Annotated in this window: 20 protein-coding genes; 9 read left to right on the top strand and 11 right to left on the bottom strand. The window is 73.2% G+C overall.

The genetic code is table 11. The features are described 5' to 3' along the window. Window positions 1–32 precede the first annotated feature (32 nt). Together ACZ4M5_RS15895 and ACZ4M5_RS15890 are read right to left on the bottom strand one after the other, a co-directional pair. The gene (locus tag ACZ4M5_RS15895; protein WP_467737056.1) at window positions 33–2,192 is read right to left on the bottom strand and encodes a hypothetical protein; all 2,160 of its coding nucleotides are present in this window, start codon (window positions 2,190–2,192) and stop codon (window positions 33–35) included. A gap of 397 nt (window positions 2,193–2,589) precedes the next feature. Continuing rightward, window positions 2,590–3,117 (bottom strand): hypothetical protein, encoded by a 528-nt coding sequence (locus ACZ4M5_RS15890; protein WP_467737055.1) that lies wholly within the window; start codon window positions 3,115–3,117, stop codon window positions 2,590–2,592. A gap of 501 nt (window positions 3,118–3,618) precedes the next feature. Here ACZ4M5_RS15890 and ACZ4M5_RS15885 point away from each other — a divergent pair. Together ACZ4M5_RS15885 and ACZ4M5_RS15880 are read left to right on the top strand one after the other, a co-directional pair. Then, the gene (locus ACZ4M5_RS15885) at window positions 3,619–4,965 is read left to right on the top strand and encodes an APC family permease (protein WP_467737053.1); all 1,347 of its coding nucleotides are present in this window, start codon (window positions 3,619–3,621) and stop codon (window positions 4,963–4,965) included. A 508-nt stretch (window positions 4,966–5,473) separates the two neighbouring features. Then, window positions 5,474–6,499 (top strand): 6-phosphofructokinase, encoded by a 1,026-nt coding sequence (locus ACZ4M5_RS15880; RefSeq protein WP_467737051.1) that lies wholly within the window; start codon window positions 5,474–5,476, stop codon window positions 6,497–6,499. Window positions 6,500–6,503: 4 nt separating this feature from the next. Here ACZ4M5_RS15880 and ACZ4M5_RS15875 read toward each other — a convergent pair whose 3' ends face one another. From ACZ4M5_RS15875 to ACZ4M5_RS15855, 5 genes are all read right to left on the bottom strand, one after another. Then, window positions 6,504–7,382 (bottom strand): universal stress protein, encoded by an 879-nt coding sequence (locus tag ACZ4M5_RS15875; protein WP_467737049.1) that lies wholly within the window; start codon window positions 7,380–7,382, stop codon window positions 6,504–6,506. Between the two features lie 90 nt (window positions 7,383–7,472). Beyond that, entirely contained in the window at window positions 7,473–8,036 is a 564-nt protein-coding gene (locus ACZ4M5_RS15870) for a dihydrofolate reductase family protein (protein ID WP_467737047.1), read from the bottom strand. 99 nt (window positions 8,037–8,135) lie between these two features. Beyond that, entirely contained in the window at window positions 8,136–9,140 is a 1,005-nt protein-coding gene (locus ACZ4M5_RS15865) for a MerR family transcriptional regulator (RefSeq protein WP_467737045.1), read from the bottom strand. Window positions 9,141–9,144: 4 nt separating this feature from the next. Continuing rightward, window positions 9,145–9,816, bottom strand: coding sequence for a HEAT repeat domain-containing protein (locus tag ACZ4M5_RS15860; protein WP_467737043.1), 672 nt, complete (start codon window positions 9,814–9,816; stop codon window positions 9,145–9,147). Window positions 9,817–9,963: 147 nt separating this feature from the next. After that, window positions 9,964–11,115 carry a S1 family peptidase gene (locus ACZ4M5_RS15855; protein ID WP_467737041.1) on the bottom strand — a complete coding sequence of 384 codons (1,152 nt, stop codon included), beginning with the start codon at window positions 11,113–11,115 and terminating at the stop codon, window positions 9,964–9,966. 250 nt (window positions 11,116–11,365) lie between these two features. Between ACZ4M5_RS15855 and ACZ4M5_RS15850 the strand changes: the two genes are divergently transcribed. Together ACZ4M5_RS15850 and ACZ4M5_RS15845 are read left to right on the top strand one after the other, a co-directional pair. Then, window positions 11,366–12,181: a family 16 glycosylhydrolase gene (locus ACZ4M5_RS15850; protein ID WP_467737039.1), complete on the top strand. Its 816-nt coding sequence runs from the start codon at window positions 11,366–11,368 to the stop codon at window positions 12,179–12,181. Window positions 12,182–12,437: 256 nt separating this feature from the next. Next, window positions 12,438–13,565 carry a glycoside hydrolase family 12 protein gene (locus tag ACZ4M5_RS15845; protein ID WP_467737037.1) on the top strand — a complete coding sequence of 376 codons (1,128 nt, stop codon included), beginning with the start codon at window positions 12,438–12,440 and terminating at the stop codon, window positions 13,563–13,565. Between the two features lie 9 nt (window positions 13,566–13,574). On the opposite strand, the gene ACZ4M5_RS15840 is transcribed toward ACZ4M5_RS15845, so the two are convergent. Together ACZ4M5_RS15840 and ACZ4M5_RS15835 are read right to left on the bottom strand one after the other, a co-directional pair. Beyond that, window positions 13,575–14,756, bottom strand: coding sequence for a spore photoproduct lyase family protein (locus ACZ4M5_RS15840; protein WP_467737035.1), 1,182 nt, complete (start codon window positions 14,754–14,756; stop codon window positions 13,575–13,577). A 78-nt stretch (window positions 14,757–14,834) separates the two neighbouring features. Then, entirely contained in the window at window positions 14,835–15,344 is a 510-nt protein-coding gene (locus ACZ4M5_RS15835; protein ID WP_467737033.1) for a TspO/MBR family protein, read from the bottom strand. A gap of 266 nt (window positions 15,345–15,610) precedes the next feature. On the opposite strand from ACZ4M5_RS15835, the gene ACZ4M5_RS15830 reads away from it, so the two are divergent. The 3 genes from ACZ4M5_RS15830 (at window position 15,611) to ACZ4M5_RS15820 (ending at window position 18,228) form a co-directional block, all read left to right on the top strand. After that, window positions 15,611–15,931 carry a WhiB family transcriptional regulator gene (locus tag ACZ4M5_RS15830; RefSeq protein ID WP_467737031.1) on the top strand — a complete coding sequence of 107 codons (321 nt, stop codon included), beginning with the start codon at window positions 15,611–15,613 and terminating at the stop codon, window positions 15,929–15,931. Window positions 15,932–16,096: 165 nt separating this feature from the next. Then, a complete protein-coding gene (locus tag ACZ4M5_RS15825) occupies window positions 16,097–16,633 on the top strand; it encodes a Dps family protein (protein WP_398108695.1) in 537 nt (178 codons plus the stop codon). 77 nt (window positions 16,634–16,710) lie between these two features. Next, window positions 16,711–18,228, top strand: a complete 1,518-nt coding sequence (locus ACZ4M5_RS15820) for a fused MFS/spermidine synthase (RefSeq protein WP_467737029.1) — start codon at window positions 16,711–16,713, stop codon at window positions 18,226–18,228. A gap of 37 nt (window positions 18,229–18,265) precedes the next feature. Here the strand turns inward: ACZ4M5_RS15820 and ACZ4M5_RS15815 are convergent, their stop codons facing one another. After that, on the bottom strand, window positions 18,266–19,849 hold the full coding sequence (locus ACZ4M5_RS15815) for a glycerol-3-phosphate dehydrogenase/oxidase (protein ID WP_467737027.1): 1,584 nt from the start codon (window positions 19,847–19,849) through the stop codon (window positions 18,266–18,268). Then, window positions 19,846–20,463 carry a TetR/AcrR family transcriptional regulator gene (locus ACZ4M5_RS15810; protein ID WP_467737025.1) on the bottom strand — a complete coding sequence of 206 codons (618 nt, stop codon included), beginning with the start codon at window positions 20,461–20,463 and terminating at the stop codon, window positions 19,846–19,848. Before ACZ4M5_RS15810 ends, ACZ4M5_RS15815 begins: the two co-directional genes overlap by 4 nt. A gap of 65 nt (window positions 20,464–20,528) precedes the next feature. Here ACZ4M5_RS15810 and ACZ4M5_RS15805 point away from each other — a divergent pair, with 65 nt between their 5' ends. Both ACZ4M5_RS15805 and ACZ4M5_RS15800 read left to right on the top strand, forming a co-directional pair. Further along, on the top strand, window positions 20,529–22,127 hold the full coding sequence (locus tag ACZ4M5_RS15805; protein WP_467737024.1) for an FAD-binding oxidoreductase: 1,599 nt from the start codon (window positions 20,529–20,531) through the stop codon (window positions 22,125–22,127). Window positions 22,128–22,232: 105 nt separating this feature from the next. Next, window positions 22,233–23,114 carry a diacylglycerol/lipid kinase family protein gene (locus ACZ4M5_RS15800; protein ID WP_467737022.1) on the top strand — a complete coding sequence of 294 codons (882 nt, stop codon included), beginning with the start codon at window positions 22,233–22,235 and terminating at the stop codon, window positions 23,112–23,114. Window positions 23,115–23,127 lie beyond the last annotated feature (13 nt).

Below are 23,127 nucleotides of genomic sequence, written 5' to 3'. Positions count from 1 at the left end.
CCTTCGGTCGGTGTGGGGCGCGGCTGCGCCGCTCAGCCGTCTGCGGTGTGGCCGACCGGGCCGGAGATGCCCGGCGTGACCCGCGCCGGCGCCTCGGTCACGCCTGCCGGGACCCGGGTGCGGGGCGCGGGGCGGGTCACCCGGGCCGGTCCGGTGGTGTCGTCGACGGCCCGAGCGGCGGACGCCGGCAGGGTGAAGACGAGGGGCGTGCTCCCCGCGGGGGTCCAGCCGGACACGGCACCCGCGTACGCCTGGCCGAACGCCGTGCCGCGCAGGGTGCTGCCGGCCGGCAGCGTGGCGGTGACCGCCAGGCCGGCCGGGGCGTCGACGCTCACCGTGGCGCCGACGCGGTACGCCGTGACGTTCCCGGCGCGGAGCGCGGCCCGCCAGTCGGCGCGGCGCTTCAACTCGGCGCCGATGTCGCGCATCCGCGGGTTCAACAGGGGCGTGTTGTCGGCGAACAGGGCCTTGTAGCCGTCCAGTACGCCGTCGAGGACGGGGTAGGCGATGCGGTCCTCGGCGAGGTTGGACTGGTGGATGAAGTGCGGCTTGGGATCGTTGGACAGCACGTGGCCGAGGGCGATCCGGGTCTCCAGCGGCACGATGTGGCCGGCATAGCCGGTGGCCGTGTCCAGGGGGGCCGGCAGGCACGTGGTGGTGCCCGGGTTGTCCTCGCAGATGCCGCTGCCGCCCTGGGCGCGGCTGGTGTAGATCCAGTTGTACTCGTCGACCTGCTCGGCCGCGCGGCCGGCGTTGTAGAAGACGTTCATCGGGTAGCGCGGCACGGTCGTGGCCGGGCCGACCCGGCGCTGGTCGGGCTCGCGGGAGTTGTCCGAGCCGAGCCAGCCGATGCCGTTGTCGCCCAGGGCGAGGGCCAGGTTGGGATTGTCCTGCGGCTGCTGCGGGAGCACCTTCATACCCGAGTGCTCACCGGTGACCAACTCGTCGTTGGCCAGCGGCAGTCCGGCGAGCTGGCCCCAGACCCGGTTGACGGCGATCTCGTCCGAGATGTCGTAGCGGCTGGTCCAGCGCGTGCTGCCGTCGGGGTTGGTGGCGCACTTCCATGGCACCACCGAGGTGTCCTGCACGCAACCGAGGAAGGGGTGCGAGTAGGTGTGGTTGATCCAGCGGAACTCGCCCCGCCGCGCGAGGAGCCGGTCGGCGAGCGGATCCCGGCCGTTGTTGTCCTCGCGGTGGTCGACGCTCCCGGCGCCGTTGTAGGCGAAGTCGAGGGTGAAGCCCTTGCTGTCCTGCCACGTGACGGCGTGGTCCACGTCGGCGGCCGTCATCCGGATGGGGTCGGGCGTCGCGCTCGGGTCCGTGCAGTCGACGTCGCCCGGTGTGCAGTTGAGGGCGCTGTTCCACCGGTCGTCGGCGGCGAAGACGTCGTCCACGTGCACCGAGAAGTAGTTCCGTGCGGCGCCCAGGTGCACCCCGCCGGTCATCCACTCCACGATGCCACGCGCCAGGAGCCGGAACTGCTGCTGGTACCGGTTGTAGACGAAGGTGACGACCAGTTCCCGTCTCCCGTCGTGCCGGTACTCGCCGACCAGCGTGCCCTTGGCCGTCTGTCCCGGGATCGCGGCCTCCACGTACGGCGTGAAGTCGGCCCCCGCCACGGGCTTCGACAGGTAGGCGTAACTCTCGCCCACGGAGGGGTCGTTGTCCTCGAAGGGCACCGCACCGTCGAGGTAGCCGAAGGGGCCCGACCGGCCCGCGGCGGTCACCTGGGCCTGCTCGCCGTCGAGACTGCCGGCGTACCCGCCGTGCACCGGGTACTGCAGACCGGCCTCGGGGCGCGCGTAGGTGTAGGCGTCCACCTGCGGGATGTCGTACGTCTGCTCGTAGGCCGCGAGTGCGGCCATCTCGGCGGAACCGGCCGGGAACGGATTGTCGTTGGGGAGCACCACCGCCTGGAACCTGGCGCGTGGCCGGCCGTCGACGGTGTCCGCGAGGAAACCCGCGTCGATCACGGTCCGGCCGGACTGCGTCAGGTCGATCGTGGTGTACGGCGTGCCCGCCGCGGCCAGCTCCGCGGCGATGGCGTCGGTGGACGGGCCGCCGTCGCTCACCACCAGCACCCGCAGATCGATGCGGGGCGTGGGATCGGCGTGCGCCGCGCCGGCCGGCAGGCCCAGTGCAGCGATGAGCGCGCCCACCGTGACCGCGGTGGTGCGTATGGTCCGCTTCATGCGGTGATGTCCCCTCCCGGGCAGGGATGAGCACGGCTCCCGTGGAGCGGACGCACCCCCTTGCGTGCCGCCGGCGTCCCCCTCAGAAGCCGGTTCGTCACGCATCCGTCGCGTCACATAGTGAGGTCTGTGTGGAGATTTCGCGGTCCTGTTGCGCAACATGACGAAAAAGCGCAGGTGTCGAACTGGGGCGTTCCGGAAGTGAGGGGGAGCGCCTCCGGTCGCCGGGGGAGCTCGGGCCGGGCGGTGGTGAGGGCTTCGCCGCTGGTCCGGGCCGTGTGCGGCGCACCGGCGGGCCGTGGGGGCCCGCCGGTCGTCGTGCCAGTGGTCCAGGCCGGTGCCAGGGGCCGGGCAGGGCGACTTTCAGGTCACGCGCGCCGGGCTCCCGGAGGGTGCGTCAGGCGCAGAGGACGCGGGTCACGGGGCTGTACACCGGGCCGCCGCTGACGTTCGTGGAGTCGCTGAACTCGGCGTAGAAGTAGGAGTAGAAGCCGATGTTGCCGTTGCAGCCGGAGTCGGCGGCGATGTCCAGCTTCAGGGTGACCGTGCGGCTCTGGCCGGGCGGGATGGTGGTGCCGTAGTTGCCGCCGAGGTTGGCCGGGCCGGTCCCGGCGCAGGGCACGGCGCCGTTCGCGGTGGCCAGGGTGCAGCCGGAGAAGCTGAACTTCAGGTCGGGCCGCTGCGTGGTCAGCCATGTCGGCTCGATCGTCTGGTACACGAACCACACGTCGTAGGTGTGGTGGTTGGTGAGGGTCATCGACAGGTTGACCGTGCCGCCGGGGGTGGCGGTGGCGCTGTCGGTGGCGAAGGTCAGCTCGGCCGCGGCCGGGTCGACCGCGGTCGCGGAGGGGGCCAGACCGAACACGGCCAGCACGGCGGCGAGGACGGCGCCGAGCCCGAAACGTCTCATCAGGGGTGATCGCATGGCCAGGGAGGCTAGGCAGGGCCCGGCCGCACCGTCTGCCCCACGCGGCGGGCCCCGTGGAACGCCCGGCCGGAAGTGTTCGAAGTGTGCGTGAAGTGTGACGCACATATGGAGCCACGGAGACGGGGGCGATCGCCCAGGTGATCGGCGCCGAGGCGGACCCCGCGGAGCCCCGCACGGAACCGGCCGTTGCCGGGGCGCCGGACGATGACATTGGCGCGTATGAGCCGCGACCGGCCCACCCGCCATCCGCACGGCTCGTGGACATCTCGGCCATGTGTCGGTTTCCGGCCGGTGGCGCGCCGTGCGTGCTGATCGGTGGCGCGGACGAGGAGAAGCCGTGACGCGGCGGCACCCCCGCCACCTCCGTGATCCACCGGGCACCCCCTTCTGACATGCGGTGATGTGACGTGGTGCACCGGAGCTGCGAGGCATGAGCCGGGCGTGCATCGCTCGGTTCGGGGGACACGAGGCGGTATGGCGAGAAATGGCGGGAACAGATTGCTGGCGGAATCGGCGGGCCAGGGGGCGGCCCCGGAGGGCACGGCACTCAAGCGGGCGCTGACGACCCCGCTGCTGTACTTCTTCATCCTGGGCGACGTACTCGGTGCGGGCGTCTACGTGCTGGTCGGGCAGGTGGCGGCCGACGCCGGGGGAGCGGTGTGGGTGCCGCTCGTCGTCGCCCTGCTGCTGGCACTGCTGACCGCCGCCTCCTACGCCGAGCTGGCCACGAAGTACCCCCGGGCCGGTGGAGCCTCCCACTACGCCACGCGCGCGTTCGGACCGTTCGCCGGCTTCGTCGCGGGCTTCTGCATGCTGGCCGCGGGCATCGTCTCCGTGGCCGCGCTCGCCCGCGGCTTCGGCGGCGACTACCTCTCGGCCTTCGTGACCCTGCCCGTCGGCCTCGTCGCCGTCCTGTTCCTGGCCCTCCTCGCCCTGGTCAACGCCCGGGGCATCAAGGAGTCGACCCGGGCCAACGTCGTCGCCACCGTCATCGAGGTGGGCGGGCTCATCGTCATCGTCGTCCTCGGCGCGTGGCTGCTGCTCCGCGGCGACGGCGACGCCGGACGGCTGACGCAGCTGGGCACGCCCGAGAAGGGCGCGGCCGCCGCCGTCCTGAGCGGCTCGGTCCTGGCCTACTACTCCTTCGTCGGCTTCGAGACCTCCGTCAACGTCGCGGAGGAGACCCGCAACCCTAGGCGCTCCTACCCCCGTGCCCTCTTCGGCGCCCTCGCCACCGCCGGAGCCGTGTACGTCCTGGTGGGCATCGCCGCGTCCGCCGCGGTACCGACCGCCCGGCTGGCCGAGTCCAGCGGCCCGCTGCTGGAGGTCGTGCAGGAGGCGGGGGGCGTACCGACCCGCCTGTTCAGCGCCATCGCGCTCGTGGCCGTCGCCAACGGCGCGCTGCTCACCGGCATCATGTCCTCCCGCCTCGCCTACGGCATGGCGAGGGACGGGCTGCTGCCGGCCGCGCTGACCAAGGTCCTGCCCGGTCGCCGCACGCCGTGGGCCGCGATCGCCGTCACCTCCCTGCTCGCGATGCTCCTCGCCCTGACCGGCAGCGTCGCCACCCTCGCGTCGACCCTGGTCCTGCTGCTGCTGATCGTCTTCCTCATGGTCAACACGGCCGTGCTGGTACTGCGGCGTGACACCGGTGAGACCGACCACTTCCGGGCCCCGACCGTCCTGCCGGTCCTGGGCATCGCCTCCTGCGTCCTGCTGGCCACGCAGATCGAGGCGGCGGTGTGGCTGAGGGGCCTCGTGATCGTGGCCGCCGGCATGGTCCTCGGCGCGGTGAGCGCGGTGCGGCGCGGCAAGCGGGCCGAGAGCGCGCGCGACCTCGGCTGAGCGCGGCAGGGGGAGCGGGTGCCCCGGCCGGAGAGGGCCGGGAGTGAGCGGCGGGAGCCGGGGAAGACGTGGTCGAGCGCGGAGTGCTCGACGCGGGCTGTGCCCGCCTGAAGGAAGGACGTGGGTGTGCCCGGGGTGCCTGGCCTCCTGCTCAGGAGAATGACCGTGGTGTCGTGCCGGACGAGACGGACGGTGCGCACGACCGTGCACCACGCCCTGTCCACTCTCAGCCAGGTTCGCCCCTGCCCCTACTGCCGGGCCTGGATCGCGCCCCGGAGCGTCGTCTGCCCCGGCGGCCACCGACCGAGCTGATCCCCCGGCGACGCCGACCTCGTACCCGCGCACCGCGGCCCCGCCGGATCGCCGCTTCGCGGACGGCGGTCGCCGAGTGGCCGCGCCGGGCGGTTCGGGGGGACGCTTGAGAAGGGCTGCGACCGGCATGCCCCGGGAAGCGGTCCCGGGCCACCGGGAGGGCGGCGGCCGCCCCGGCGGCGGATGGGAGAAGGCCATGAGGGTCGGAGTGCTGACCGGCGGCGGCGACTGCCCCGGCCTCAACGCCGTGATCCGCAGCGTCGTGCGCAAGGGCGTACAGGAGTACGGGTTCGATTTCCTCGGCGTCCGGGACGGCTGGCTCGGCCTGCTCAAGAACGACGTCGTCCCCCTCGGCATCGGCAGCGTGCGGGGCATCCTGCCCCGGGGCGGAACGATCCTCGGCTCCTCGCGCACCAACCCGCTCAAGCACGACAACGGGCTGCAGCGGGTGCGGGAGACACTCGCCGCGCACGAGATGGACGCGCTCGTCGTGATCGGCGGGGAGGACACGCTGGGCACCGCCACGGAACTGAGCCGGCAGGGCATCGATGTGGTCGGCGTGCCGAAGACCATCGACAACGACGTCTCGTGCACCGACTTCACCTTCGGCTTCGACACGGCCGTCGGGATCGCGACGGAGGCGATCGACCGTCTCCACACCACCGCCGAGTCCCACATGCGCGCCCTGGTGGTGGAGGTGATGGGGCGGCACTCCGGCTGGATCGCCCTGCACGCCGGGATCGCCGGCGGCGCCAACGTCATCCTCATCCCCGAGCGGCCCTTCGACCTGGACCAGGTGTGCGAGCAGGTGATGCGCCGCTTCGAGATCAACTACGCGCCGATCGTCGTGGTGGCCGAGGGGGCGGTCCCCAAGGAGGGGCAACTGATCGTCAAGGACCAGTCGCTGGACGAGTTCGGTCACGTGCGCCTGTCCGGCATCGGCGAATGGCTGGCGCAGGAGATCACGGCACGCACCGACAAGGACGCCCGTACCACGGTCCTGGGCCACATCCAGCGCGGCGGCACGCCCAGCGCCTTCGACCGGTGGCTCGCCACACGGTTCGGCCTGCACGCCGTCCAGGCGGTCGCCGACGGCGACTTCGGCCGCATGGTCGCCCTCGAGGGCACGCGGATCGTCCGGGTGCCGCTCGCCGACGCCACGGCGCAGAACAAGGTGGTGGACCCGTCCCTGTACGACGAGTTCGAGGTGTTCTACGGCTGAACCGTCACGCTCCGGGCGGCACGACCGCGACGGGACGGCGCACATGGTGCAGTACCGCATGCGCCACCGGCCCCAGTCGCCCCGCCGGCCGCGCCTCGGTGCACCGTCCCACGACCAGGAGTTCCGCGTCCCGGGAGGCGTTGAGCAGTGCTTCCGCGGGGTGGAGCAGGCGCAGGTCGACAGTGGCATTCACCTGCGGGTACTTCTCCTGCCAGGGGCGCAGGGCGTCGGACAGGTCCAGGACCTCCCGGTCCTCCCAGGTGGCGCGGTCCTCCTCCGTCACCACGAAGGAGCGGGGGGAGACGGACTCGGCGGGCAGGGCCCACGCCTGCACCACGCGCAGGCCGGACGCGCGCAGTTCGGCGGCGGAGAAGGCGAAGTCCGCGGCCTCGCCGACCGGACGGTGCGCGTCGAAGCCGAGGACGACCGGAGGGGCGCCCCGGCCCGCGAGGAGGTCGCCGGGAAACGCGCCCGAGCGAGGAGGCACGAGGACGACGGGGCAGGGAGCCGCCGCCGCGAGGCGCAGTGCCGTCGAGCCGACCACCAGGTCCGGGAAGCCGCCCGTGCCGCGGGTGCCCGCCACGAGGAGCCCGGCATCTCGCGCGGCGTCGAGGACAGCCTCCGCAGGGTCCCCCTCGGCCTGCACGCCGTCCACGTCGAGCTCCGGGCAGCGGGCGCTGAGGTCCTCCACGGTCCGGCGCACCAGCCGGGTGCCGATCTCGCGCAAGCGGTCCGACGCCGGGACGGCGGCTCCGGGAAGGCGCGGCGAGACGTGCAGCAGCCGCAGCGCGACGCCCCGCAGCCTCGCTTCATCCGCGGCCCACGCGGCCGCGGCGGCGGCGCACTCGGAACCGTCGACACATGCCAGTACGGGGGAACGCATCCGGCCTCCTCGCCCGGCTCGTGCCGTCGCAGGTGGCTTCTCCTGTTCTCCACTGTTCCACGACAGGCCGGTTCCGGCTTGACGAGGGGGCTACCGCCGCACGCGATACCGCAGGTGGACGACGTTCGAGTCGAAGGTCCGGGTCTCGGCCAGTTCGAGATCCACCCGGCGCTCATGCCGGGGGAAGAAGGAGATGCCGCCGCCGAGGAGTACGGGGTGAACCATGACCCGGTACTCGTCGATCAGACCCGATTCGGCAGCCTCGGCGGCGAGGTGCGCGCCCCCGATCGCGATGTCACCGTCCCCGGGCTCGGCCCGCAACCGCTCGATCTCCCGCGCCACCGTGCCGGAGGCCAGGCGGGCGTTGCCCTGCACCGTCGTCAGCGTCCTCGAGAACACGACCTTCGGAAGCGGATTCCACAGCGCGGCCCACTCCCGCTCCGCCTCGTCCAGCGAGGGATTCTCGTCGGCGGTCTCCCAGAAGAGCATCGTCTCGTACAGCCGCCGTCCCATCAGGTGGACGCCGATCTGCCGGGTGTCCTCGATCCAGAAGCGGAAGACCTCCGGGTCGGGCGTCGACCAGTCGATACCGCCGTCGGGCGCGACGATGTAACCGTCGAGTGAGACGCTCATCGAGTATGTGACGCTGCGCATGAGTACTCCTCCTCCGGGCCGGGTTCGACAGTACGACCGCGGGACGCCGGGAAACTCATCGATCACGGGATCCTCGTCCACACGGCTCAGCGGCATCCGTCACCGGGCGTCGCGCAGCCGGAGGAGATACGTGGCGGTCAGGGCGACCGCCCGGTCGTCGTCATGGGACAGCCGTGTCAGGGCCTGCTCGGCGGTCGCGCCCGGGATGTCCGCCAGCGCCTGGGTCAGCCGGCCGCGGGCCGGCGCCGCCGTGCTGTCGCGGGCGAGGCGGTCGACGAGTTCGGTCGCGATCCGCTCGGCCGTCGCCGTGTCGCTCGACAGGGCGCCCAGCGCGTCGGCCGCATCCGTGTCGTTCCTGCCGGCCACGATCATGTCGACGAGTGCCGGGATCGCGTCCTGCACGCCCCGCGTCCCGAGTGCCAGCGCCGCGTACGCCCGCACCCCGGGGTCGGTGTCCGCCAGGGCGAGCCGCAGAGGTGCGGCCACCTCCTCGCCGGGCAGCTCGGCGAGCGACTGCACGGCACGGGTGCGTACCGCGGCCACCGGCGAGCCGAGCCCTTCGGCGAGCAGTGCGGGTGCGCCGTCGGCCGACTGCGCCAGCGCCCAGCGAAGGGCGCCGGCCACGTTCGGCTCCGTCTCGTTCAGCGCCGCCTCGACCAGGGCCTCGACCGGGACCGTGCCGCCGCCGGCGGACGACAGGGCCGCACGCTGACGGACGTCCGCGCTGTGCGAGCCCAGCGCCTGGAGCAGCGAGACGACCCGGAGGACCTCCTCCCAGTCGGTGGGGTCCGCGGAGTCGATGCTGCTCAACCGGGTGAGCAGCTCGGTCTCGGCGGCGATGCGCTCGCGGGTCCGCCGGATGAGGTCGCCCACGAGCGCCGAGGGCGTGAAGTGCGGATCGTCCAGGGCACGCCCGATGTCCCGCAGGGACAGACCCAGCGACCGCAGACTCTCGACGTGGAAGATCCGGCGGATGTCCTGCGCGGAGTACTCCCGGTAGCCGGAGCCCGTACGGCCCGAGGGCCGCACCAGCCCGAGCGCCTCGTAGTGCCGGAGCATGCGGGCGCTGACCCCCGACCGTCTCGCCACCTCACCGATCAGCACGGTCCTATCCTCCTCCGTTCGGCGCCCCGGCGAGGGCCACGATGCGCTTGGCCTCCTCGAGCGCCGACTCGAACCCCGCCTCCGGGTCGTCCAGCAGCCTTCGTGTGGCCAGTGCGTGCGCCCGCACGTCCGGCTCCCCGGCCGCCGCCGCTGCCTCCAGCACCGGCACGATCCTTTCACCGAGCCCGGCCAGCGCCTGGCTGAGACTCAGCTGGACCGTGCGGTCGCCGCGCCCGAGCTGCGTCGCCAGGGCCCCGGCCAAGCCGGTCTCCTCGCCCTCCGGCACCAGCACGACCGCCGTCCGCCAGGCACTCCGCGCCACCTCGTCGTCGGCGTCGGAGAGCAGGGCGCGGGTGATCGCCGGCCATGCCCGCCGGTCCCCGATCTTGGACAGGGTGTGCAGCGCCTGGCTGCGGGCGTGCGGACGTCCGGAGTGCAGCTCCCGCAGCAGCCGCGGAAGCGTCAGCGGCACCGGGTGGCGGGTGAGCGCCCAGGTGAGCATGTCCCGCACGAAGAACTCGGGCTCGACGGCGCACCGCTCGACGAGCCTGTCGACGAAGGCGGGGTCGGGCGTCGAGCCGACCGCCATGGCCGCCCGCAGCCGCACGGACGAACGGCCGTCCTCCAGCGCCTGCAGGGCTCGCTGCACGCCTGCGTCCCGTGGTGTCGTGGTCATCGGACCACCTCCTCGGGCAGCAGTGAAGACCTTGTCACCGTGTCAGGGTCAAGCGGCGCCGACCGCCCGGCCCCGGGACGCGCACGAGCCCGCCGCCGTCGTGCTCGGGACGGTGGCGGGCTCGCTCGGTCGTGTCGCGTCGGGTGATCAGGCGGTGTGCAGCCTGAGCCCGTAGCGGTTGAGGATCTCGTTGACCGGCTGGTGCCAGGTCTCGCCGCCGCTGCTGCAGTTGCCCCAGCCGCCGGAGGTGACGCCCTGGGCCTGGTCACCGCTGATGAAGGAGCCGCCGGAGTCACCGGGTTCGGCGCAGACGCTCGTCTTCGTCATCTGGTGGACGGCGCCCTGGCTGTAGTTCACCGTCTCGTTCTTCGCCAGCACCCTGCCGCAGTGCCAGTGGGTGGTGGAGCCGGAACGGCAGATGGAGGCGCCCACCGGAGCCTCGGCGGAGCCGCGGACGAGCTGGTCGGGGACCGTGCCCCAGCCGAGCACGACCGGCACGGTCCACCAGCCGCTGCCGACGTTCACCCAGGCGTAGTCGTTGTCCGGGAACGACGACCCCTGGAAGTTGCCGACATACGAACGGTCCCAGCCGTACACGGCCGAGCCGGGCGAGCCACAGTGCCCGGCGGTGACGAAGCCGCCCTGCACGGAGAAGCCGATGGAACAGCGGACGTTGCCGGTGTAGTACGGGTCGCCGCCGACGGTTCCGGCGGCGAACGTACGCGGCGCGGCGGCGGTCTGACGTACGGTCACCGGACCGGCCTCGCGGGCGCGGGCGAGGAACGCCCGGACATCGTTGTCGTCCCGATGCTCGGCGACGACGTTCACGACGACCTTGTTGGCCTTCGGGTCCACATGCCAACTGCCCACCCCGGCGGGCGCGGACAGGGCGTCGATGCGCGTCTTCGCCGCGTCGAGCTGCCGCGCGGTGTGCCGTACGAGGCGTACGGCCGCTCCCGTCCCGCGAACGGCGTCGGCGGTCTTGTCGTCGGTGACGGCCACGGTGAGCCGGCCGCGCTCGGCGTCGAACCAGGAGCCGCCGTAGGCGGAGCCCGCGACGTCGCGGGCCCTGCGTTCGGTGGTCGTGGCCCTCTTCTCGGCGGCGAGACGTGCCTCTGCCGCGTCGCGGGTCAGTCCCAAGTCCCGCTGCATGGCGGCGAGAAGACCCGGGGAGGCGGAAGCCCGAGGGGAGCGCGCGGGATCTTCGGCGGCGGATGCGGGCAGGGCACTGGCGGTGGCCCAGGTGCCGAGCAGGAGGAGCGCGGACAGCGCGGTGCGCAGGGTGGTGGTGCGTCTCAAGGGATGCCCCTTCGTTGTTCCAGCAGGGTGGGGGTGGAACAGCAGAGCTTGAGAGCGCTCTCTGGCGTGCGCGGCAGAGCCTAGTCCGTGATCAAGGAAAGGTCTATGCCACGGGCGCGGTCGTCTGGGGTGGGGTGCGGATCGCTCAAGTGGGCTCGCGTGTGCGCTTGTTGCGCCCGAAGTCGCGTCGCAGGGTGGAGCCCCGCACAACGGGTGCGGCCGTCGCGTGGTCGTCTGTCAGGATTGCGCCATGGGTTCCGATGTCCTGCGTCTTCCCGAGCCTCCGGCGCGCGAGGCCGACTTCCACGACGACTTCGCCGCTGCGGACCTCAGCCGGGATCGGTGGGTCGATCACTACCTGCCGCACTGGACGACCCCCGAGCGGTCGCGGGCCCGGTACGACATCGACTCCGCCGGACTGCGGCTGCGGATCGACGCCGATCAGCCGGACTGGCGCGAGGAGGACGCCCCGCTGCGGGTGTCCAACGTGCAGACCGGCGCCTTCTCCGGCCCCCTCGGTTCGCGCCGGGGGACGCACCGGCATCGGCCGGACGGACTGGCCGTGCGCACGGAGACCCCCGAGCGGCTGCTGTGGGCACCCGCTGCCGGACGCGTGGACGTGACGGTCAGCGCGAGTCGGGACGAGGGGTGCATGCTCGCGGCCTGGCTCGTCGGGACGGAGCACCTGTCGGACGGGGACACCGGTGAGATCTGCCTCTTCGAGATCGACGCCGAAGCCGTCGGTGAGCGGGAGAGCCGCGCGCGCTGCGGGGTGAAGGCGCACTCGGACGGGCGGTTGACGACCGACATGACGGAGGTCGTCCTGCCCCTGGACGCGTCGAAGCCGCACACCTGGACGGTGGTCTGGGACGCGTCGGGGACGGTCGTCGGCTGTGAGGGCGTCGTCGTGAAACGGTCGCCCCAAGCGCCCGCATACCCCCTGTTCCTCCTGATCGACCTGTTCGAGCTCGGTCCCCGGTCGGAGTCCGGCACGGCCTACCCGAAGACGGCCCGCGTCCACCGCGTCCGCGGGTGGAACGCGGACCCGGGGGGTCACGCGTCGTAGGAGTCGGCTCGCCCGGAACCGCACCCGCTCTTCGGGGAGCCGGAAGCGACGCTCCTGCCGGTGTGCCGGTGTGCCGGTGTACCGGTGTACCGACTTGGCGACGTGTCGATGTGTCGACGCACCGAGTGGATGCCGACGACTGCCGCCCGGAGGGTTGTCAGGGGCATGCAGTGCTCCTACAGTCCGAATCGTGGCTGCGCATGGGAGCGCTCCCATGCCTGGCTCGTCCCCTCTACTCAGACGGAGAGGCCCCCACATGCGACCGTCCCCACATCGCCCCCGCACCGCGCGTGCCCTGCTGGGCGCGCTGCTCGCCGCCTTCGCCACCACGGCCGCCCTGCTGGTCGCCACCCCGCAGGCGCAGGCCGACACCACTATCTGTCAGCAGTACGGCTCGGCCGTGATCCAGGGACGCTACGTCGTCCAGAACAACCGCTGGGGCACCAGCGCCCAGCAGTGCGTCACGACCACGGACTCGGGTTTCCGGATCACCCAGGCCGACGGCTCCGTGCCCACCAACGGCGCCCCGAAGTCGTATCCCTCCGTCTTCAACGGCTGCCACTACACCAACTGCTCGCCGGGCACCAGGCTCCCCGCCCGGGTCGACACCATCACCAGCGCGCCCAGCAGCATCTCCTACGGCTTCGTCGGCAACGCCGTCTACAACGCCTCGTACGACATCTGGCTGGACCCGACGCCGCGCACCGACGGGGTGAACCGTACGGAGATCATGATCTGGTTCAACAGGGTCGGCCCGGTCCAGCCGATCGGCTCCCCGCGCGGCACGGCTTCCGTCGGCGGACGCGACTGGGAGGTGTGGACCGGCAGCAACGGCTCCAACGACGTGATCTCCTTCGTGGCACCCTCGGCGATCAGCGCCTGGAGTTTCGACGTCATGGACTTCGTCCGGCACACCGTCTCCCGCGGCATGGCGCAGAACGACTGGTATCTGACCAGCGTGCAGGCCGGGTTCGAGCCCTGGCAGAACGGTGCCGGGCTCTCGGTGAACTCCTTCTCGTCGACCGTCGACACCGGTGGCTCCGGCAGCCCGGGTGATCCGGGGACCCCGGCGGCGAGCTGCACGGTGACCTACGCGCCGAACGTCTGGGACGGCGGCTTCACCGCCGACGTCACGGTCACCAACACCGGCTCCACCACCCTGGACGCGTGGAACCTGGCCTTCACCCTGCCCTCCGGGCAGCGGGTCGGCACCGCCTGGAACGCCACCGTCGCTCCCTCGTCCGGAACCGTGACCGCGAGCGGCCTGGCACACAACGCACAGCTCGCGCCCGGCGGCAGCCGGACGTTCGGTTTCCAGGGCACCTACACCGGCTCGTTCGCCAGGCCGGCCGGGTTCCGTCTGAACGGCACGGCCTGTGCGTAGCCCGGGTCCTCAGAACGCGTAGCGCACACGCAGCCAGGGGGCGTGGCGGTCGATCAGGGTGCGCAGGGTCCGCACCGCGTCGCCCTTGATCCCGTTGCGGTAACGGACGTTCAGCGCGCCGTTCTCGGAGCGCTTGGCCTGCTGGATGTCCGGCCGCCACAGGGCCTCCTCCGCCCGGGGGTGCCAGCCGAGGTTGACCTCGTGCAGCTCCTGGTTGTGGGTGAGCATGATCACCTCGGCGGCGGCCTGCCGCCTCACGCGCGGGGGCAGCACGTCGTCGAGGTGGATCAGCAGCTCGGACCAGGCGTCTTCCCAGCCGGGCCGGACGACCACGGGGGAGAGGTTGAAATGCACCTCGTACCCCGCGTCGAGGAAATCCGCCGCGGCGGCGATCCGCTCCGGGACGGGTGAGGTGCGCACGTCGAGCAGCCGGGCGTCCTCCGGCGGCATCAGCGAGAAGCGGATACGGGTCCGGCCGCGCGGGTCCAGGGCCAGCAGGTCGGGATTGACGAACTTGGTGGCGAAGGAGGCCTTCGCGGTCGGCCACTGCCGGAAGGCGTGCACCACGTCCGCGGTGTTGTCGCAGATCAGCGCGTCCACCGAGCAGTCGCCGTTCTCCCCGATGTCGTACACCCACGCCTCGGGGTCGCACTGGTTCGGCTCGGGTTTGGGCCCCTGCCGCGCGATGTGCCGGCCGAGGTGGGCGATGATCCGGTCGATGTTGGTGAAGACGGTGATCGGATTGGCGTAGCCCTTGCGGCGGGGCACGTAGCAGTAGGCGCAGGCCATGGCGCAGCCGTTGGAGGGGCCGGGAGCGATCCAGTCCGCCGAGCGGCCGTTGGGCCGGGTGGTGAGGGTCTTCTTCTCGCCCAGGACCAGCGTCTCGCCCTTGACGCGCACCCAGCGGTCGACGTTGCCCTCGTTGCCGTGCAGGCCGGGGATGCGCCAGTGGGAGTCCACCATGGTCAGCCGCGCCTCGGGGAACCGGGCCCGGATCTGCCTCCCGCGCGGGGACGCGGCAGCCGCCGGCTCCGCGTAGATCTCCCGCACGGGCAGCAGGCGGCGGGCGGTGGCCGAGGTGCGGAACGAGGGGTCCTGCCGGTCGGTCGTCGTGACGGACCCGGAAGAGAGTGCGTCGAGACCGAACAGGGCCCCGGAGTCGTCGTCCGGGACGCCGGACGGGTGGTGCATGGCTGCTCCTGTACGGATGGGTGCCAGGAGGAGAAATGTCCCCTGCCTGCAACTGTACGGGGCGCCCGGTTGCTCGGGTCAGGCGTTGAGCTGCCAGATGGCGAGGTTGAGCGCGGCCGCGTACAGCGTCCACAGCGCGTACGGCACCAGAAGGAAGAACGCGGCCCGGCTGCGGCGCCGGAAGAGCAGCATCGTGACGCCCAGCGCGCCGAGCAGCAGGCAGATGTCGACGAACGCGAGACCGTACCGATCGGCCCCGAAGAACAGCGGGGTCCAGGCGAGGTTGAGGAGGAGCTGCGTGCCCCAGGCGGCGGCGTCGGCGCGGACGTTCGCCGGTGTGCGCCCGCGCAGCACGAGCCAGGCGGAGACGGCGATGGTGCCGTAGAGCACCGTCCACACCGGCCCGAACAGCCAGGACGGCGGAGCCCACGCGGGCCGGTCCAGCGAGGCGTAGGTGCTGCCGGCGTCCGCGGCGGCCGCGCCGCCGACGGCGGCCACGCCGTAGCACAGCCCGAGCAGCAGCAGGAGCAGCAGCCATGGCGCGAGGCCGTGCGGCCGGTGGCTGCGATGGTGTGCGGCGTCCGTCACCGGGCGTCTCCCTTCCGAGGGTGCGGCCGCGCGGGCACGGCGCACCGCCCGGGTGCCCGGTGGCCGCACGCCCATGCCGTACCCGCAGCCCGGACACCGGCGGGGCACCCGAGGGGCGTGCGTCCGCGTGCGGGGCCGCCGGGAACGGGTCATGGCCATCCGTGCGCCGTACACCTAGCATGGGAAGCGCGACCCCTGCCGGGCCTGCGGTGCCGTCGTGCCGCAGCCCACCCACCGGCCCAGCCGGTGCCACGCGGAGGTGCGCCGTGCCCGAGAACCGCTGGTTGCTGTACCGCGACGCCGTGGCGGAGGTCCTCAGCGGCGGTGGTCGCGCCTGGCTCCGGGACGCCGCCTGCATCGGCGAGGACCCCGAGCTGTTCTTCCCGCTGGTGGAGCGGGAGACCGACGCCCGGGTCGCCGAGGCCCGCGCGGTGTGCCGCCGCTGCCGCGTCCTGCTGGCCTGCCGCTCCTGGGCCATCGAGCACGGGGAGGACGCCGGCATCTGGGGCGGTACCACCGCCCGGCAGCGCCGCGCCATCAGCCGGGAGATGCGCATCGGCGGCGGCGGTGAACGGCGGACGCCGTGACGGCGGAGCGGGCCGGGCCCCCGAGCGCGGGGTATCCGTACGGCCGTCTCGGACGGGCAGGCCGGTACGGGCGGTGGTTGCCTGGCCGGGAGACGTCTTCCCCACCGGCAGGAGAAAGGTACGGCCGTGGCCCCTGAGCCCTCCCTCCAGTACACCGTCCCGGGCATGACCCCCGAGGACAGTGCCGAGATCATCACGCTGCTCCAGCGGCGGCTGCACTCGCTGAACGACCTGCACCTGACCCTCAAGCACATCCACTGGAACGTCGTCGGCCCGCACTTCATCGCGGTGCACGAGATGCTCGACCCGCAGGTCGAGCAGGTACGGTCCATGACCGACGACCTGGCCGAGCGGATCTCCACCCTGGGCGGAGTGCCGCAGGGAACGCCGGGCGCGCTGGTCGCCGACCGGTCCTGGGACGACTACTCCATCGGCAGGGCCGAGGCCATCGAGCACCTGGGCGCGCTCGACGTGGTCTACACCCGGCTCATCGAGGACCACCGCGAGGCCATGGCGGCCACCGAGTCCTCCGACCCCGTCACGCAGGACATCCTGATCGAGCAGCTGCGCGGGCTGGAGCTGTTCCAGTGGTTCGTCCGCGCCCACCTGGAGAGCAGCGGCGGCCGTCTGAGCACCGCGGACGCCAGGACGGAACAGGCCGCGGCGGACCGGGCAGCCGAGCAGGCCCGTCAACAGCCCTGACGCGGAGTGGTGTTGAGCCCCCGCTCGGGTGCGGTGGGGGCCGTCCGCTTGACGCGTTGCGTGCGAGAATGCGGCCCGTGACCGGATCGTCCTCCTCGCCCGTCGCCGAGAGCACGCCCGGCCGTGCCGGCCTGGGCCCGCGCGCCGCAGCGGTGCTGGTGTTCGGCTCCTCGGCGGCCGTCCTCGTCATCGAGATCGTCGCGCTGCGGCTGCTCGCGCCGTATCTGGGGCTGACGCTCGAGACCAGCACCATGGTGATCGGCATCGCGCTCAGCGCGATCGCCTTCGGCTCCTGGCTGGGCGGACTCGTCGCGGACCAGGTCGATCCACGCCGGCTCATCGGCCCCGCGCTGGGTGTGTCCGGCGCGGTGGTGGCGCTCACCCCGGCCGTGCTGCGGAGCACGGCCGAGTGGGCGCCCGTGGTGCTCCTGCTCATCGCGGGGCTGACCATCCTGGTGCCGGGCGCCCTGCTCTCCGCGGTGACGCCGTGCGTCACGAAACTGCGTCTGACCAGCCTGGCGGAGACGGGCACGGTCGTCGGCCGGCTGTCGGGGGTCGGTACCGTCGGGGCCATCGTCGGCACGGTGCTGACGGGCTTCGTCCTCGTGTCGCGGCTGCCGGTCAGCGGCATACTGCTCGGCCTCGGCGCACTGCTGGTGGCGGGTTCGGCCTGGTTCGAGTGGCGTACCCGCGGCTGGAGCGGCGTCCCCGCCCTGACCCTGGTGGTCGTCGCGGGCGGTCTCGCGACCACGGTCGCCCCCGGGGGCTGCGACGTGGAGACCAAGTACCACTGTGCGCGGGTCGTCGCGGACCCCGGCGGGGGTGACGGCCGCACCCTCGTCCTGGACGGCCTGCGCCACTCGCACGTCGACCTCGCCGACCCCACCCGTCTGAAGTTCGCCTACGTGCGAGCCGTCGCGTCGGTGGTCGACGCCGCCTTCCCGGAGGGACGACCGCTCGTCGCCCACCACGTGGGGGGCGGTGGGCTCACCCTGCCCCGGTACCTCGCGGCCACGCGGCCCGGGACGCGCAGCGTCGTCTCCGAGATCGACGGCGGGGTGGTGCGCCTGGCTCACGACCGGCTGGGGCTGCGCCCGCGAGCCGGTGTCGAGGTGCGGGTCGAGGACGGCCGACTGGGTGTGCGGCGGCTGGACACCGGCAGCCGTGACCTCGTCGTGGGTGACGCCTTCGGGGGCGTCAGCGTGCCGTGGCACCTCACCACCGAGGAGGCGATGTCCGACGTGCGGCGCGTGCTCGGCGCGCAGGGGGTGTACGTCGCCAATCTCATCGACCACGGGGAGATGGCCTTCGCCCGCGCCGAAGTGGCCACCCTCTCCGCGACGTTCGGGCATGTCGCCGTGCTGGGCGAGCCCGCCGGCACCGGACCGGGCCCGGCCGGCGAGGGCGGCAACCTCGTGGTGCTCGCCTCCGACCGGCCGGTCGACCTCCGGGCGGTCCAGCGGGAACTGGACGCCCGGAGCACCGGCTGGCGCGTCACCTCCGGTGAGCGGCTGGACGCCTGGACGGGTGCCGCCGAGCCGCTCACCGACGACCACGCCCCGGTGGACCAGCTCCTCCAGCCCCACGGTCCCTGACGCGGCTGGCGGCCGGTCGGGGCCGGCCGTCACGCGGTCAGCCGCCCGCGCCGAGAGCTTCGCCCACCAGCTCGCGCACGGTCCCCAGAGCCTCGGCCCGGTCCTCCGGGACCAGACCGATGCGGGTACGCCGGTCGAGCAGGTCGGCTTCGTCCAGGGCGCCCTCGTGCCGCAGCGCCCACAGCAGTTCCGCGCCGGTGACGGGGTGACCGGGCACGACGGGCTCACCCAGGCGCGGGTCCTGCGCGGCCAGGGCGTGGACCGCCGGCGCCTCGGTGCCGTAGCGCTGGACGAGGCGTCGGGGGGCGCGCAGCGCGGCCAGTGCCGTGGGGGCCGCGGCACCGACCAGGGGGAGTGCGGCGGTGGGGGAGGGGCCGGCGGCGAGGCCGCGTGCGGCGACCGCCGTGTCCACGGCGTCCTCGGCCATCCGGCGGTACGTGGTGAGCTTGCCGCCGACGACGCTGACCACGCCGTCCGGTGACGTCAGCACGGCGTGCCTGCGGGAGACGTCGGCCGTGCGCGCGACGGCGCCCGGCTGTGCGGTGGGTGTGGTGTCCAGCAGGGGGCGCAGTCCCGCGAAGGCGCCGACGACGTCGCTGCGCCGGACCGGGACGTCGAGGACCGAGCCGAGGACGTCCAGCAGGAAGCCGATGTCCGTCTCCGGGACGTCGGGGACGTCCTGGACGGGCCCGTCCAGGGGTTCGTCGGTGAGTCCGACGTAGATGCGGCCGTCGTCCTGGGGCAGGACCAGGACGAAGCGGTTGGTCTCGCCGGGGATGGGGATGTGCAGGCCGGCGGGGAGGGGGCCGATGTGTTCCGCGCGCAGGACGAGGTGGGTGCCGCGGGAGGGCCGGATGCGGAGGCCCTCGACGAGGTCGCCGGCCCACACCCCGGAGGCGTTGATCACCGCTCGGGCCCTGATCTCCCCTTCCCGGCCGGTGAGTTCGTCGCGGACGCGGGCGCCGGATCCGGTGAGTTCCAGGGCCCGCACCCGGGTGAGGACGCGGGCACCGCGTGCGGCGGCGGTGCGGGCTAGGGCGGTGACCAGGCGGGCGTCGTCGGTGAGCCGTCCGTCCCAGGAGAGCAGTCCGCCGCGCAGTCCGCCGGAGCGCAGCGCCGGGGCCAGGTGGCGAGTCTCGACCGCGGAGAGCCGGCGGGGCGCGGGCAGGGTGGCGCGGGCCGTGCGGGCCGACAGCCGCAGGGCGTCACCGGCCCGGAATCCGGCCCACGCCAGTGCGGCCTGGCCGCGTGGGACGAGTCCGGTCAGGGGCAGCACGAAGGGCTGGGCGCGCACCAGGTGGGGTGCCGTCCGCTCCATCAGCACGCCGCGTTCGACAGCGCTCTCGTGAGCGACGTCGAACTGGGCCGAGGCCAGGTAGCGCAGCCCGCCGTGGATGAGCTTGGAGCTCCAGCGCGAGGTGCCGAAGGCGAGGTCGTGGGCGTCGACGGCGACGACGTGGAGGCCACGGGCGGCGGCGTCGAGGGCGGCTCCCGCACCGGTGGCGCCGAGGCCGACGACCAGCACGTCCACCACGCGGCCGTCGGTCGCCTCGGTCAGCTCACGGGTGCGCCGGGCCGCGGACAGGGAGGCCCCGCCGGCCGGGACGGTGGTCTGGCTCATGGGGTGAGGGTCCTCTCCAGGACGGTGTGCAGTTCGGCGAGGAACGCCTCGGACGTGAGGTCGTCGTCGTCCTCGTCGGTCATGGTGCGCAGGGACAGGGCGAAGGACTGCAGGATCAACAGCACCGTCCGCGCCTGCAGCGGGGCGGGGGCCTCGCGCACCGAACCGTCCGCGTGCCCCTCCCGCAGGGCCCCGGCGAGCAGCTCCAGCAGGGCCTCCTGGCTCGCTCCCCGCCGGTCCAGCACATAGGGCAGGAGGAGTTCGGGGTCCACGTCGACGATCTTCTGGAACAGCGGGTGGGCGCGGAAGGCCTTCACGCCCGCCACCAGACCGTCGACCAGCGGTGGGCGCGTGCCCCGTTCCGGCCGGCGTTCGGGCATGGCGCCGGTGGCGACCGCGATCCACTCACGCGTCATCAGGTCGCCGACGAGGGAGCGGACGTCGGGCCAGCGGCGATAGAGCGTCATGCGCGAGACGCCCGCGCGGCGGGCGACGTCGGTCATGGTCGTCCGGCGGACACCGACGGCCAGGACGCAGTCGCGGACGGCGTCGAGCACCACGTCGTTGTCCGAGGACTTCTGCTGAGCCGAGCTGTTGTGACGATTAGGCGTCATGTGTAACAGTGTAACGCGCAGGGCCGCTCCAGCGGCAACCCCGACGACCGGTGAGGACGACACGCATGGACATGCTGTGGAACGGCTGGGGCGACCCCGCCAGGGCGACGCCGCTGCCCGACACCGTCACCGGGCTGCTGCGTGACTGGCTCGGTGTCAAGCCACAGCCCACGGCGTCGGCCCGGCTGGAGGAGATCGAGGTCTCCACCCCCGCGGTGGAGGGCGCCGCCCTGCACGCCCTGCACGCCGCCCTGGGCGGACGGGCGGACAGCGTCCGCACGAACGCCGAGAGCCGGGTCCGGCACACCCGGGGCAAGTCCACCCCGGACCTGCTGCGCATCCGCGCCGCCGACACCTCCGACGCCCCCGCGGCCGTCGCGCTCCCGGAGAGCCACGACGAAGTGCTCGCCGTGCTCCGCGTCTGCGCCGAACACGGCCTCGCCCTGGTGCCGTTCGGCGGCGGCACCTCCGTCGTCGGCGGACTGGCCCCCGCCGGCGCGGCGCCCTTCGTCGCCCTGGACCTGCGGCACATGAACCGCCTGCTCGACCTCGACCCGGTGTCCCGGACCGCCACCCTGCAGCCCGGCCTGCGCGCACCCGAGGCCGAGGCGCTGCTGGCCGAACACGGCTTCACCCTCGGCCACTTCCCGCAGTCCTACGAGTGGGCCACCATCGGCGGCTTCGCCGCGACCCGCTCCAGTGGACAGGCCTCCGCAGGCTACGGCCGCTTCGACGAGATGGTCCTCGGCCTCACCCTCGCCACGCCGGAGGGCACCCTGGACACCGGCCGGGCACCCCGCTCGGCCGCCGGACCCGACCTGCGGCACCTGGTGCTCGGCTCGGAGGGGGCCTTCGGCGTCATCACCTCCGTCACCGTCCGCGTCAGGCCCGTTCCGTCGACGCGCCGCTACGAGGGCTGGCGCTTCGCCTCCTTCGAGCAGGGCACCGCCGCGCTGCGCCGCCTCGCCCAGGACGGGCCGCGCCCCACCGTCCTGCGGCTCTCCGACGAGACCGAGACCCTGATCGGCCTGGCCCAGCCCGAGGCCATCGGTGCCGGCGTCGAGCAGCAGAACGCCGGCTGCCTCGCCGTGGTCGGCTTCGAGGGCACCGAGGAGGACACCGCGCAGCGCCGGGCGGCGGCAGCGGCCGTACTGGCCGACTGCGGCGGCGAGTTCGCCGGCGGCGAGCCGGGGGAGCGCTGGGCCCACGGCCGCTACTCGGCGCCGTACCTGCGCGACTCGCTCCTCGAAGCGGGCGCGTTCGCCGAGACCCTGGAGACCGCCGCCTACTGGTCGAGGCTGCCGGGCCTGTACGCGGCCGTCCGCGACGCGCTGACCACCACGCTCACCGAGAACGGCACGCCGCCCCTGGTCATGTGCCACATCTCGCACGTCTACGAGAACGGCGCCTCGCTGTACTTCACCGTCGTATCGGCCCAGGGCGACGACCCGGTGGCGCACTGGACGCGCGCCAAGCACGCCGCGAACGACGCGATCCTCACGGCCGGCGGCACGATCACCCACCACCACGCCGTCGGCACCGACCACCGCGACTGGTACGTGCGCGAGGCCACCGACCTCGGGGTCGCGGCCCTGCGAGCCGTCAAGCAGCGGCTGGACCCGGACGGCCTGCTGAACCCCGGCGTGCTGCTGCCGGCCGACTGAACCGGCCCCGGGCCGGCGGACTGAACCGGTCCCCGGCCCGCCCGACCGCGCACCATCCCACCCTCACGACAGCCCGGCACCACCCGTCAGCCCGGAGGCACATCGATGCGCCAGTTCACCGCCGTCGTCAACCCCACCGCGGGCGGAGCCACCAGCGCGGCGGCGCTGCTGCAGGTGGCCCGTCTCCTGCGGGAGGCGGGCGCCGAGCTGGAGACCGAGTACAGCCGCAGCCTCGCCCACGCCCGTGAGCTCGCCCGGAGCGCCGGGGAACGCGGCCGGGTGGTCCTCGCCGTCGGCGGCGACGGCATCACCGGAAGCATCGGCGGAGCCCTCAGCGGCACCGGCGCCCTGTTCGGCATGGTCCCGGCCGGGCGTGGCAACGACTTCGCCCGGGCCCTCGGCCTGCCGAGCGACCCGGACGGCGTGGCCCGGGTCCTGCTCCACGGCACACCGCGCGCCGTGGACACCATCGAGGTCACCTCGTCGGTCCACGCCGCCACCGTCGTCCTCGGCAGCGTGTACGCGGGGGTGGACGCCCTGGCCAACCAGCACGCCAACCAGTCCCGGATGCTGCGCGGCCCGGCCTCGTACTACGCCGGGGCCCTGCGCGCGATCAGCAGCTGGCGCCCCGTGCGCTACCGGGTCACCGTCGACGGCCGGGACCACGCCTACAGCGGCTACACCGTGGTGGCCGCGAACTCCAGCTACTACGGCTCGGCACGCCGCATCGCCCCCGACGCCCGCCTCGACGACGGACTCCTCGACGTCGTGATGATCCGGGACGCCCCGCGCCGCCTGTTCTTCGCCCTGATGAAGGAGCTGGACACCGGAGCCCACGTCCACCGCCCCCAGGTGCAGGTGGTCCGCGGCCGCGAGATACGTATCGAGGCCGACCGGGACCTGCCCTACGGCGCGGACGGTGAGATCGAGGCCGTCCTGCCCGTCACGGCCCGGGTGCTGCCGGGCGCACTGCGGGTGCTGTGCTGAGGCGGACCGTCAC

Source organism: Streptomyces sp. NPDC026246, from assembly GCF_055567995.1.
This window is presented reverse-complemented; position numbering and strand designations above follow the sequence as displayed.